The 12,339-nt window shown below is 72.9% G+C and carries 10 protein-coding genes; 7 read left to right on the top strand and 3 right to left on the bottom strand.

Features of this window, described 5'->3' with window-relative positions; all coding sequences use genetic code 11:
• Positions 1 to 21: 21 nt before the first annotated feature.
• Positions 22 to 720, top strand: coding sequence for a phosphatase PAP2 family protein (locus KDY119_RS13790; RefSeq protein ID WP_036947010.1), 699 nt, complete (start codon positions 22 to 24; stop codon positions 718 to 720).
• Positions 721 to 762: 42 nt separating this feature from the next.
• On the opposite strand, the gene KDY119_RS13785 is transcribed toward KDY119_RS13790, so the two are convergent.
• Positions 763 to 1,290 carry a hypothetical protein gene (locus tag KDY119_RS13785; protein ID WP_036947007.1) on the bottom strand — a complete coding sequence of 176 codons (528 nt, stop codon included), beginning with the start codon at positions 1,288 to 1,290 and terminating at the stop codon, positions 763 to 765.
• A gap of 240 nt (positions 1,291 to 1,530) precedes the next feature.
• Between KDY119_RS13785 and KDY119_RS13780 the strand changes: the two genes are divergently transcribed.
• The 5 genes from KDY119_RS13780 to eno all read left to right on the top strand — a co-directional run bounded on the left by KDY119_RS13780 (position 1,531) and on the right by eno (position 9,139).
• Positions 1,531 to 4,512 (top strand): glycoside hydrolase family 3 C-terminal domain-containing protein, encoded by a 2,982-nt coding sequence (locus tag KDY119_RS13780; RefSeq protein ID WP_194174233.1) that lies wholly within the window; start codon positions 1,531 to 1,533, stop codon positions 4,510 to 4,512.
• The gene (locus KDY119_RS13775; RefSeq protein WP_036947004.1) at positions 4,509 to 5,027 is read left to right on the top strand and encodes an RNA-binding protein; all 519 of its coding nucleotides are present in this window, start codon (positions 4,509 to 4,511) and stop codon (positions 5,025 to 5,027) included. The genes KDY119_RS13780 and KDY119_RS13775 overlap by 4 nt, the downstream gene beginning before the upstream one ends.
• Before the next feature lie 212 nt (positions 5,028 to 5,239).
• A complete protein-coding gene (locus tag KDY119_RS13770) occupies positions 5,240 to 6,817 on the top strand; it encodes a glycosyltransferase 87 family protein (RefSeq protein WP_153022439.1) in 1,578 nt (525 codons plus the stop codon).
• 60 nt (positions 6,818 to 6,877) lie between these two features.
• Positions 6,878 to 7,759: a class I SAM-dependent methyltransferase gene (locus KDY119_RS13765; protein WP_051136227.1), complete on the top strand. Its 882-nt coding sequence runs from the start codon at positions 6,878 to 6,880 to the stop codon at positions 7,757 to 7,759.
• Between the two features lie 96 nt (positions 7,760 to 7,855).
• Positions 7,856 to 9,139 carry a phosphopyruvate hydratase gene (eno, locus tag KDY119_RS13760; protein ID WP_036946998.1) on the top strand — a complete coding sequence of 428 codons (1,284 nt, stop codon included), beginning with the start codon at positions 7,856 to 7,858 and terminating at the stop codon, positions 9,137 to 9,139.
• A gap of 28 nt (positions 9,140 to 9,167) precedes the next feature.
• Here the strand turns inward: eno and KDY119_RS13755 are convergent, their stop codons facing one another.
• Both KDY119_RS13755 and KDY119_RS13750 read right to left on the bottom strand, forming a co-directional pair.
• Positions 9,168 to 10,520: a hypothetical protein gene (locus KDY119_RS13755; RefSeq protein WP_153022438.1), complete on the bottom strand. Its 1,353-nt coding sequence runs from the start codon at positions 10,518 to 10,520 to the stop codon at positions 9,168 to 9,170.
• Positions 10,517 to 11,266: an ABC transporter ATP-binding protein gene (locus KDY119_RS13750; RefSeq protein ID WP_036946992.1), complete on the bottom strand. Its 750-nt coding sequence runs from the start codon at positions 11,264 to 11,266 to the stop codon at positions 10,517 to 10,519. The genes KDY119_RS13755 and KDY119_RS13750 overlap by 4 nt, the downstream gene beginning before the upstream one ends.
• A 210-nt stretch (positions 11,267 to 11,476) precedes the next feature.
• Between KDY119_RS13750 and KDY119_RS13745 the strand changes: the two genes are divergently transcribed.
• Complete coding sequence (locus KDY119_RS13745; RefSeq protein WP_036946990.1) at positions 11,477 to 12,298, top strand: alpha/beta fold hydrolase; 822 nt, start codon at positions 11,477 to 11,479, stop codon at positions 12,296 to 12,298.
• Positions 12,299 to 12,339: the final 41 nt, after the last annotated feature.

Here is a 12,339-nt window from a genome sequence, read left to right as displayed (position 1 = left end):
CCGCTCACGTACGGTTCCCGTATGGAGGCGCCGGCCCCACCTCAGCCGCGGCTCGCCGCGAGCGCCTCTGGCGCGCGCCGGACCGCCTACCGCGTCCCGCTGACCGGGCGGCAGCTGTGCGCAGGCGCGCTGGCCTCGGTAGCGCTGTTCGTCCTCGTCTATCTCGTCGAGGTGTGCACCCAGGCGGGCCAGCGGCAGGACGCCGTGGTCTTCGCCCGCTTCCAAGCCGTCCCGTTCGGCGAGCTCGCAGGCCCGGTCCGCGACGGTGTCCCGATGCTCCTCGGTGCCGCGACGGTGGTGCTCGGCGTGCGGGCCCTGATGCGCCGCACGGTCCGTCCCGTGCTCGCTCAGGCCGTCGTGGTCGTGCTCGCCGCAGTCGGGTCGGAGCTGCTCAAGGAGCATCTGCCTCGTCCGTACCACGGCACGTTCGCCTACGTGGAGAACACGTTCCCCTCGTCCCACATGGCGACGACGACGGCGCTCGCCTGCGCGGTCCTCGCGCTGTGGGGCACCGGGCGATGGCGGGCCGAAGGGGCGTTCGTCGTCCTGCTGCTGACGTTCGTGGCCGGCATCTACAACGTGACGGGGTTCGCGCACCGCCCCTCCGACGTCGTCGGGGGAGTGCTCGTGGCGCTGGCGCTCGAAGGTTTCGTGCTCGCCGCGCTCGGCCTGGGTGTCAGGCGTCCGCGGGCCGTCCCGCCGCCCGACCACACGGGCTGACCTGCGCCGTCGGGCCGGGGGAGCCCGGCCCGACGCGGGACGTCAGACGATCGCGCGCTGAGCCAGCCGCTGCAGGTCCTCGGGCGTCGCCTCGTACGCCCGCCCGCCGAGCGTCGACCCCCCGAGCGCCTCGCGCACCGCGACGGTGCGCGCGATGTTCGCCTGGATCATGCCGCGCAGGAACCCGGGGTTCTCCGTGAGGATCGCGGTGGGGTGGCTCTGCTGGACGAGGAAGTCCCAGTGCTCGTCGCCGCCGTCGTGCAGGAACACGGGCAGGGCGGGGTTCTCGCGGGTGCGCGCGTTGGCGAACTCGAGCGCGGCGAGGCGGTCGTGGTCGAGGTCTGCTGCGGCGCCGGTGGTGAGGTAGGTGGTGACCTCGTTGCCGCTGACGACGGTCACGAGGACGTAGCCGTCGTCGCCGAAGCCGAGCAGCAGGTTGCTGGAGACGCTCGTGTCGGGGAGCTGGGCGACGTTGAGCTCGGCGGCCTGGATGGCGGCGCCCAGCTTCTGGATGGCGTCGTGGGCGTCCTCGAGCGGGTCGGGCAGCGAGAAGTCGGTCGGGTCGGTCATGGGTCCTCATCCGTGGCGGGTTGCGGCGTCGGTGCGGCGCACCGGTGCCCCAGTATGCCGTGCGGGGCGTGCTGCGCCGTCGGCCGTGAGTTGTTCCGACAACGCTGTCTCAAGTTGCCGAAGGTGAAGCATGCGGGTGACATGGACCAGGGGATCCAGGGGCCCCCACCGTGCCCGGCCGCCACGGCGGTCCGGTTCCGCACGGTCCTGAGCAACGACGAGGTATCTCAGGAGGACCAGGTGTCCGGAACGACAGCAGCACCGCAGGAACCCAGGAAGAGGAGAGGGCGCGCCCGTGCCGTCGGCGTCGCCGCGGCCGCGGCTCTCGCGCTCGCGGCCGCGCCGGCCGTCGCGCAGGCGTCGGGCTCGCCGGGCGGCACGACGACGGCGATCGCCGGGAGAGCCCCGGCCGCCGCGAGCGACGCGTGCCCGTGGGTCACGTCGCACGCCTCCGACACGGCGCGCGCGAAGCAGGTCGTCGAGCAGATGACGCTCGACGAGAAGATCACGCTGGTCCACGGGACCGCGGCCGGCTCGTACACGGGCCTGGTCTCGGGCATCCCGCGCCTGTGCATCCCCCAGCTCAAGCTGCAGGACGGCCCCGTCGGGGTCCGCATGAGCGACACGACCCAGCTCCCGTCGGCCGCGGCTCTCGCGGCCACCTGGGACACGAGCGCCGCGAAGGCGTACGGGAAGGTCATCGGGCAGGAGGACAAGACCAAGGGGGTCGACGTCGACCTCGGCCCCACCGTCAACATCGTCCGCGACCCGCGCTGGGGCCGCGCCTTCGAGTCGTACTCCGAGGACCCGTTCCTGACCGGCCAGATCGGCGCCCAAGACATCGAGGGGATCCAGTCCCAGGGTGTGATGGCGCAGGTCAAGCACTGGGCCGTCTACAACCAGGAGACCAACCGCAACAGCGCCGACGACGACGCGATCGTCGACGACCGCACGGTCCACGAGATCTACACCGCGGCGTTCGGGACGATCGTCGACGAGGCGAAGCCGTCGTCGGTGATGTGCTCGTACAGCTCGGTCAACGGCCCGTTCGCGTGCGAGAACTCCTACCTGAACAACATCCTGAAGAACCAGTTCGGCTTCCAGGGCTTCATCACGTCGGACTGGGGCGGCACCCACTCGACGGTTGCGTCCGCGAACGCGGGCCTGGACATGGAGATGCCCGGCTCGACGTACTTCGGGACGGCGCTCAAGACGGCCGTGCAGGACGGCCAGGTGCCGACGAGCCGGGTCGACGACATGGTGACCCGGATCCTGCGGGAGGAGTTCCGGTTCGGCCTGGTCACGAACCCGAGCCCGGACACGCCCGACGCCGACGCCTCCACCGCGGCGCACGTCGCCACGGCCCGGAAGGTCTCCGAGGACGGCACGGTGCTCCTGAAGAACGACGGGAACGTCCTGCCGTTCACGAAGAGCACGAAGTCGGTCGCCGTGATCGGCGACGGCGCCGGCGAGAACACCATGAGCGCGGGCGGCGGCAGCGCCGCGGTCGCGGGCACCGGCACGGTGACCCCGCTCGCCGGGATCACGGCCCGGGCGAAGAAGGCGGGCGTGGACGTCACGTACGCCCAGGGGCCGTCGAGCTCGGGCAAGCTGCCCGCGGTCCCGACGGACGTCCTTGCCCCCACCTCGGGCGACGGCCACGGTCTCACCGCCGCGTACTACGCGAACAAGGACCTGAGCGGTGACCCGACGGTCACGCGCACCGACCCGGACGTCGACTTCACGTGGCACGGCGCCCCGGCCGACGGCGTTCCCGCGGAGAACTTCTCGGCCTCCTGGAAGGGCACGCTCACCGCTCCCAGCACGGGCACCTACACGTTCTCGCTGACCAGCGACGACGGCTCGCGCCTCACGATCGACGGCAAGACCGTGATCGACAACTGGGGCGACCACGCCAGCAAGACCGTCACCGGGACGGTCGACCTCACCCAGGGCAAGGCCGTGGACATCGAGGTCGACTACTACCAGGGCACGGGCGACGCGCTCGTGAGCCTGGGCTGGACGACGCCCGGCAGCGACCCGATGGCCGACGCCGTCGCCGCCGCGAAGAAGGCCGACGTCGCCGTGTTCTACGCGAACGACTTCGAGTCCGAGGGCAGCGACCTGGAGAACATCGACCTCCCGGGCCGGCAGAACGACCTCATCGCGGCCGTGGCCAAGGCCAACCCGCGCACCGTGGTCGTCCTCAACACGGGCTCGGCGGTCACGATGCCGTGGGTCGACGACGTCGCGGGCGTGCTCGAGGCCTGGTACCCGGGCCAGGAGTCCGGGAACGCGATCGCGTCGATCCTGTTCGGCGACACGAACCCGTCCGGCAAGCTGCCGGTGACGTTCCCGAAGTCGCTGGCGGACGTCCCGGCGTCCACGGACGCCCAGTGGCCGGGCACCGACGGCAAGGTCCAGTACTCCGAGGGCCTCGACGTGGGCTACCGGTGGTACGACGCGAAGGACGTCGAGCCGCTCTTCCCGTTCGGGTACGGCCTCTCGTACACGAAGTTCCGGGTCTCGGGGCTGCACCTGAGCAAGGCGACGATGAAGGAGAACGGCAGCATCGTGGCGACCGCGACGGTGACGAACGCCGGCAAGGTCGCGGGCTCCGACGTCGTGCAGGTCTACCTGTCCCAGCCGAAGAAGGCGGGCGAGCCGCCGAAGTCGCTCGTCGGGTTCCAGAAGGTCGCGCTCGAGCCGGGCAAGAGCACCAAGGTGCACGTCACGATCACCGCGAAGGACGCGTCGGTGTGGAGCACCCAGGCCCAGACCTGGGCCCTGACCCCGGGCACGTACACGGTCCGGGCGGGGGACTCGTCGTCGAGCCTGCCCACCAGGGACTACTTCTCGGTGACGAAGACGACGCAGCCGCGCTGGGTGAGCGTGAAGGCGCCGAGCCTGGCGAAGGCCGGGAAGACGGTGACGGTCCGCACGACGTTCACCAACAAGTCCACGACGACGGCCCGCGACGTCCGCACGAGCCTCGACCTGCCCGACGGGTGGACCACCTCGCCCCGCACGATCAGGACGAGCAAGGTGGCGCCGGGCACGTCGGTCAGCTCCACGTGGCGCGTGTCGGTGCCGGCGGACGCCACGCCCGGCGACACCACGATCACGGCGACATCGCGGTATGCGGGCGGGACGTCGTCGGGCACGGCGACCGTCCAGGTGCCGTACGCGTCGCTGGCCGCCGCGTACGACACGGTCGGGTGAGCGACGACGCCGACGAGACCGCCGGCAACCTCGACGGCTCCGGGTACTCGTACTCGCTGCAGGCGCTCGCGTCCGTCGGGGTCGTGCCCGGCAAGGCGATCCCGGGCGGGTACGGCGGGCTCGTCTTCCCGGACGTCGCCGCCGACGAGCCCGACGCCGTCAGCGCCGCCGGGCAGACCGTCGCGCTCTCCGGCTCCGGCACGAGCCTCGCACTGCTCGCCACCGGCACCAACGGCGAGCAGAAGGGCGACCTGACGATCACGTACACCGACGGCACCACGTCGACCGCGACCGTGGACGTCAACGACTGGTACAGCAACAAGGCCGTAGCGGGCTCCGTGCTCGTCGCGACCACGCCGTACTGGAACCGCCCGGCCGACTCGGGGTACTCGCGCGACACGAAGGTCAGCCTGTACGCCACGACCGTTCCGGTCACCGCGGGCAAGACGATCGCCTACGTGACGTTCCCGGACGTCCCGCGGCTGCACGTGTTCGCGGCGAACGTGACGGGGTGATGCTCGCCCGGTGACGGTCCGCGCGTGGGCACGGCGAGCCGTCCGCGCACCCGAGGTGACCGGGCAGGCAGAGGCGGGGCGAGGGGTAGGGGTGCGCGGTCGTGGCGGGCCTGGCGGGAGGCCGCGAGGAACGAGCGGCCGGATGGTAGACCGCGCACCCCTACCCCTCTCCCCGCCGCCCGAGCCACGACCGGCGCCCGTACGATGGCGCGGTGACTCGCCCTCCGCGCTTGCCGCTCGTCGCGGTCGCGGCGCTCGCGCTCCTGACGCGCGGGTGGGCGTACCTCGACCCCCGGCAGCTCGTCGCCGCGCGCGAGCTCGACGACGCGACGATGTACTCGGTGTCCGTGCAGCTCGTGCACGGTCACCTTCCGTACCGCGACGTCCTCTACCTGCACCCGCCCGGGATGCCGCTCGCGATGACGCCGCTCGCGTGGCTGGCACGGTGGACGGGTGACGCGTGGGCGCTCGCTGTGGGGCGGGCCGGGATCGTGCTGCTCGGTGTCGTGTGCACGGTGCTGGTCGGGCTGCTGCTGCGGCGGCGAGGGACCGCGGCGGTGCTGGTGGGTGCGGGGCTGTACGCCGTCTGGACGCCCGTGGTCCGCACGGAGCGCGTCGCGCTCCTCGAGCCCGTCCTCACCGTGTGCTTGCTGCTCGCGCTGCTCGTCCTCCAGCGGCCGGCTGGCGGGGGTGCCGTCGGGCGTGCGGCTTCCCGCCTCCGCCCGACGACGACGGCACCCTTGCTCGCGGGTGCGCTCACCGGCGTCGCGCTCACCTTCAAGCTGTGGGCCGGCGTCACCGCGGTCGTCCTGCTGGTCGTCGTCCTCGCGACCCGCGGGCTGCGCGCCGCCGGGTGGTTCGTCGGGGGCGGCGCCGCGGTCGTGGCGGTCGTCGTCGGGCCGTTCGTGGCGCTCGCTGAGTCGGCGGTGTGGCGCGACACCGTGACGGCCCAGGCGGGGCGGCCCGCGACCGTGGACGCGTTCGCGTACCGGCTGCGGAGGTTCTCGCCGTTCGACGGGTTCGGTTCGACGTCGTGGTCGGACGCTGCCCTGCGGGTCGGGGGCGTCGTCGTGGCGGTCGCGCTGGTCGCGACGGTCGTCGTCGGGGTGGCGCGGTGGGCGCGCTCGCGTTCCGACGCCCGCCGGGACGAGACGACGACGTGGGCGCTGCTCGCCGTCGCGCAGGCGCTGACGGTGCTGGTCGCGCCGTCGTTCTTCTACCACTACGCCGCCTTCCCCGCGCCGGCGCTCGCCCTGCTCGCGGGGGCTGCGGGCGCCGCCGCCCGGTCGTGGGGGCGGAGGCTGCGTCGTCGGGCGGGGGAGCGGGGCGTCCCGTGGGCCGCGGTCACCGCGACCCTGGGCGCGGCGGTCCTCGCGGTGTGCGCGGTGAGCGCGTGCCTGCCGACGAAGCCCGCGCAGCCCTCGAACGCGTCGGTGGCCACGTGGGCGGCCGGTCACCGCTGCGTGTGGGGGCTGGCGTCGGCGGTGGTCCGCGCGGACGCGGCGACGCCGAACGCGGAGCGCGGCTGCGACGTCCCGCCCGACGTCTACGGGCAGGGCGTCCTCGCCGCGACCCGGTCGGGAGCACCGGTGACCGGGACCGTGCTCGACGACAACCCCGCCTGGACGGCCGAGATGCTGCGCCAGCTCGCGACGTCGGACGCCGCGTTCCTGCCCCTGCCGCAGGACGGACGTTGGCTGCGGGGCGAGTCGGAGCGCGTCTTCGAGGAGCAGTTCGTGCACGTGGGGACCGCGGACCCGTTCGAGCTGTGGGAGCGCCGAACCCCCTGACGCGCCGATGCGCTGGCGCCGTCCCGGGACAAGTCCGGCCCCGGCGCGCATGATGGGGCGATGGCGAGCACCCAGGCGAAGAAGACGAAGACGCCCCCGCGCATGCCCTACCTCGACTTCCTCGGCGAGCTGCACACGCGGCTGCGTCCTCGCACCTACCTGGAGATCGGCGTCCGCAACGGCGACAGCCTCGCACGGAGCAGGCCCCAGAGCCGCAGCGTCGGCATCGACCCGGAGTTCCTCGTGAAGGCGCCGCTCCGCGGCACCGTCAGCCTCGAGCGGACGACGAGCGACGACTACTTCGCCCGCCCGGACGCCACGGACTGGTTGGGGGGCGAGATCGAGCTGGCGTTCATCGACGGCATGCACCTGTTCGAGTTCGCGCTGCGCGACTTCATCAACGTCGAGAAGCACTGCACGTGGTCGAGCGTGATCGTCTTCGACGACATGTTCCCGCGCACCGTCGACGAGGCCGCCCGCGACCGGCACACGAGCGCGTGGACGGGCGACGTCTTCCACATGCAGGACGTCCTGCGGACCTACCGGCCCGACCTCACCGTCCTGGTGGCGGACACCCACCCGACGGGCCTTCTCCTGGTGACCGGGCTCGACCCGTCGTCGACGGTCCTCGACGCCGCCTACGACGAGATCGTCGCGCGGTACGTCAAGGACGACCCGCAGGACGTCCCCGACGACGTGCTGCGCCGGGTCGGCGCCCTGGACCCGGTCAAGCTGCTCCGCTCACCCCTGTGGGGCTGCCTGCACCGCGGCCACCTGCCGTTCCACCCGCGCGACAAGGGGCTCGAGGAGATCACGGAGGCGCTCGAGCGTCCCGACGACTACCGGCGTCGTCGGCGAGCGCTGCGGGAGCGGGTGCAGCGCGAGGCGCGGGGGATCGCACGACGGGCCAAGTTGCGGGCCCCGGCGAAGCGTCCGGGCTGAGGGCTCGGTGAGTCTCGCCTGACGGCCGGGACTGCTGGTGCGCGCCACGGGCACTACGCTGAGGTCGTATCCCTCCCCTCTTCGTAAGGAGCCACTGTGGCCAGCATCGAAGCCGTAGGTGCCCGCGAGATCCTCGACTCCCGCGGCAACCCCACCGTCGAGGTCGAGGTCGTGCTCGACGACGGCACGTTCGCTCGCGCGGGCGTCCCCTCGGGTGCCTCGACCGGCGCGTTCGAGGCCGTCGAGCGCCGTGACGGCGACAAGGCCCGCTACGGCGGCAAGGGCGTCCAGGGCGCGGTCGACGCCGTGATCGACGAGATCGCCCCCGAGCTCATCGGGTTCGACGCCGAGGACCAGCGCCTCGTCGACCAGGCGCTCATCGACCTCGACGGCACGCCCAACAAGGGCCGCATCGGCGCGAACGCGATCCTCGGCGTCTCGCTCGCCGTGGCCAAGGCCGCCGCGAAGAGCGCGGGCCTCGAGCTCTACCGCTACATCGGCGGCCCGAACGCGCACGTCCTGCCCGTCCCGATGATGAACATCCTCAACGGCGGGTCGCACGCGGACTCGAACGTCGACATCCAGGAGTTCATGATCGCGCCGATCGGCGCGCCGACGTTCCGTGAGGCGCTGCGCACGGGTGCGGAGGTCTACCACTCGCTCAAGAGCGTCCTCAAGGAGCGCGGGCTCGGCACGGGCCTCGGCGACGAGGGCGGCTTCGCGCCGAACCTGCCGAGCAACCGCGACGCGCTCGACCTCATCGTCGTCGCCATCGAGAAGGCCGGGTTCACCCCGGGCAAGGACGTCGCGCTCGCGCTCGACGTCGCGTCCAGCGAGTTCTTCGACGACGACAAGTACGCGTTCGAGGGCAAGTCGCTGCAGGCCGCCGAGCTGATCGAGTACTACGAGGGCCTCGTCGCCGACTACCCGCTGGTCTCGATCGAGGACCCGCTGAACGAGGAGGACTGGGACGGCTGGGTCGCGCTCGTCGAGCGCCTCGGCGACAAGATCCAGGTCGTCGGCGACGACCTGTTCGTCACCAACCCGGAGCGTCTCGCCAAGGGCATCGAGCTCAAGGCTGCGAACTCGCTGCTCGTGAAGCTCAACCAGATCGGCACGCTGACCGAGACGCTCGAGGCCGTCGAGCTCGCGCAGCGCAGCGGCTACACCGCGATGGTGTCGCACCGCTCGGGCGAGACCGAGGACACGACCATCGCCGACCTCGCCGTCGCCGTGAACGCGGGCCAGATCAAGACGGGCGCGTCCGCTCGTGGCGAGCGCATCAACAAGTACAACCAGCTGCTGCGCATCGAGGAGTCCCTCGACGACGCCGCGACCTACGCGGGCGCCTCGGCGTTCCCGCGCTGGAAGCGCGGCTGACCGACCGCGACGCACGGCCGACGCGCCGTCATCCCTGCGGGGGTGGCGGCGCGTCGTCGTGCCGGCGCTGCCGGGTGGCCCGGGCGACCGCCGGGAGCAGCGCCGCGGCCTGGACGACGGCGCACAGGGCGGCTGCGACCCCGACGGAAGCGAGAGCGGTGGGCGCGCCGGCCACGGCGGACCCGGGTCCGAACGCCCACGCCGCGGTGGCGCACGTCGCAGCGACCGCGAGGAGGCCGACGGCCGTCGCGGACACGACGACGATCAGCACGTGCGCCAGGGCCGCCGTGACGACCTGAGCGCGGGTCGCGCCCACGCTGAGCGCGACGGCGGCGTCGGTGGTCCGTTCGCGGTCCGACATCACCACGGCGGTCGCGGAGCCCACGAGGGTCACGAAGAGCGGCAGCGCGAGGAGGAGGAGCAGCCCCGACGCGCCGGAGGCGTCCGGCTGCCGGCTGCCGGCCGCCTCCCCGGCCGCGACGTGCGCCGCCGGGATGCCGCCACCGAGCGCGACGACGGTGACCAGGGGACCGAGGGGACCGCTGCTGCGCCGCAGCAGCTCACCGGTCTGGGCGCGGGCGAGCAGCCAGGTCGCTGCCGGCTGCCTGGCGACGAGCCCGGTCCAGCGCCGCACTCCGTCAGCCGCGAACGTCGGCGCGAGCGCCACGAGCGCGGTCGCGGCCAGGGGGGCGACGAGCAGCACGGCAGTCTCGGGGTCGTCCGCTCCTCGTGCGCCGACGGCGACGGCGGCCAGGGCCGCGACGGTCGCGATAGCCAGGGCCCAGCGCCCCTTGCCCATCGCGGTGCGCTCGGTGCCGGCGTCGCGTCTCGGGTCGGCTCCCACGATGCGTCCGGCCCGGCGCGCGGGTCGCACGCCGGAGATCGTCGCGAGGACCACGACGGCGGCCGCGGCCACGGCGGCGCCGACCTCGCCCAGGTGCACGCGGACGCCCGCGAGGCCGGCGACGTCCTCGATCGCGAGACCCACCAGCCAGGGCGCGGCGACGACGGCGAGCCCAGCCCCTGCCGCCGCGCCCACGAGGGCCACGACGACGAGCTGTCCGAGCGCCACGGCCGAGGTCTGTGCGGGAGTCACGCCCGCGAGCAGCCAGAGCGCGAGCCGGCGGCGCAGCAGCGCGAGCGTCAGCTCGGCCACCGAGGCGACCGTGATCCCGACCGCCACCGCGGTGAACGCCAGGGTGGTGCCGCTCAGGCCGTACAGCGCGAGCGCCGCCACCCCGGGGGTGTCGGTCGCCGTCACGACCGGGCTCACGGCCAGCCCGGTCGCGAGTCCCGCCGTGGCGGACACGGCGAGCACGCCCAGCCACACGGTCAGGCCTGCCCTGAGCTCGGCGTACCCGAGCCGGAGCAGCGCGGTCACGACGTCTGCCGTGCGCCGTCGAGCGCGGCGAGGACGAGCTCGGGGATGGGCGCCCGGAGCTCGGCGACCGCGGACCCGTCCCGCAGCACGAGCACCCGGTCCGCCGTCGCCGCACCCACGACGTCGTGGGTGACGAGCAGGACCGAGCCGCCCTCCTCCGCGAGCCCGCGGAGCAGGTGCAGCACGCCTGACCCGCTCGCGGTGTCGAGCGCTCCGGTCGGCTCGTCCGCGAAGACGACGTCAGGGCGCACGGCGAGGGCGCGGGCGATCGCGACCCGCTGCTGCTGTCCACCGGACAGCTCGGCGGGGCGGCGGTCCGCCTGCTCGAGGAGACCCACCTGCGCCAGAGCAGCGGACGCGGCGGAGCGGGCGCTCGTCCGACCGCCGGCGAGGCGCAGCGGCAGCTCGACGTTCTCCTGGGCCGTGAGCGACGAGACGAGGTTGTACGCCTGGAAGACGAAGCCGATCCGCTCGCGCCGCAGGAGAGCCAGCGTCCGTGCCCCGGCGGTCGCGAGGTCGTGCCCGAGGACGCGCACGCTGCCGGACGTCGGCCGCTCGAGGCCGGCGAGGCACGACAGGAACGTCGACTTCCCCGACCCGCTCGGCCCGACGACCGCCACCATCTCGCCCCGCCGGAGCACCAGGGACACGCCCCGTACCGCGGCCACGGCCGAGGCACCGTCGGCGTAGACCTTCTCCACGTCCCTCGCCTCCACGGTCGGGGGCGCGGGCGAAGCGTCGGTCATGGCGGTCCTCTCTCCGGCTCGCCTCGGAGCGTACGGAAGAGCGCGACCCGGATCCTGGTCGTGCGAGGGCTACCCGGGAGCCCGAGCTTCGTGGCCCTCGCACGGCCAGGTTCGGCGCGGGCCGGTCTGCCTACGGTCGGTGAGCGGGGGCAGCGGGTTCGGTCCATCCGCGGGCACGAGCCGTCCTGCACACAGAAGAGGGGACATGACATGCCTTACCTGACACTTTCCGACGGTACCGAGATGTACTACGTCGACCAGGGCGAGGGACAGCCGATCGTGCTGTGCCACGGCTGGCCGCTCAGCTCCGACGCGTGGCAGACCGAGCTCAAGGTCTTCTTCGACGCCGGCTACCGGACGATCGCGCACGACCGCCGCGGGCACGGTCGGTCCTCCCAGACCTCCACGGGCAACGACATCGACACCTACGCGCGGAACCTCGCGGAGCTCGTCGAGCACCTCGACCTGCACGACGTCGTGGTCGTCGGGCACTCGACGGGCGGTGGGGAAGCGGTCCGCTACGCGGCGAAGTACGCGGGCGGCCGCGTCGCGAAGGTCGTGACCGCGGGGGCGATCCCGCCGATCATGGTCAAGTCGGAGTCGAACCCGGACGGGACCCCGATCGAGGTCTTCGACGAGATCCGGGACAACGTGCTCAACCGCCGGTTCCAGTACTGGTACGAGCTCGCCGAGCCCTTCTACGGTGCGAACCGGGAGGGGGCCGACGTCTCGCAGGGGCTCAAGGACGACTTCTGGCGGCAGAGCATGATGTGCGGCCTCCCCGCCGCGTACGACTGCATCGAGGCGTTCTCCGAGACCGACCAGACGGAGGACCTCAAGGCCCTCGACGTCCCGATCATGATCGCTCACGGCGACGACGACCAGATCGTGCCGATCGACGACGCCGCGAGGAAGTCCATCGAGCTGGTCAAGCACGGGACGCTCAAGGTCTACCCGGGTGCCTCGCACGGCATCCACGGCGCGTACCAGAAGCAGCTCGACCAGGACATCCTGGACTTCATCAAGGCCTGACGGCGCGCGGTGCCCGGACGTCGGCCGCGCGTCGGCGGCGT

It is taken from the genome of Luteimicrobium xylanilyticum, assembly GCF_009429125.1.
GTDB lineage: Bacteria > Actinomycetota > Actinomycetes > Actinomycetales > Cellulomonadaceae > Luteimicrobium > Luteimicrobium xylanilyticum.
Note: the sequence above shows the minus strand (reverse complement) of the source record. Positions and strands in the feature narration are given on the sequence as shown.

Excerpts from the sequence above, each read along its gene's own strand:
- KDY119_RS13785 (WP_036947007.1), bottom strand. The coding sequence starts at position 1,290 with ATGACCGACCCGACCGACTTCTCGCTGCCCGACCCGCTCGAGGACGCC.
- KDY119_RS13745 (WP_036946990.1), top strand. The coding sequence starts at position 11,477 with ATGCCTTACCTGACACTTTCCGACGGTACCGAGATGTACTACGTCGAC.
- KDY119_RS13750 (WP_036946992.1), bottom strand. The coding sequence starts at position 11,266 with ATGACCGACGCTTCGCCCGCGCCCCCGACCGTGGAGGCGAGGGACGTG.
- KDY119_RS13765 (WP_051136227.1), top strand. The coding sequence starts at position 6,878 with ATGGCGAGCACCCAGGCGAAGAAGACGAAGACGCCCCCGCGCATGCCC.
- KDY119_RS13790 (WP_036947010.1), top strand. The coding sequence starts at position 22 with ATGGAGGCGCCGGCCCCACCTCAGCCGCGGCTCGCCGCGAGCGCCTCT.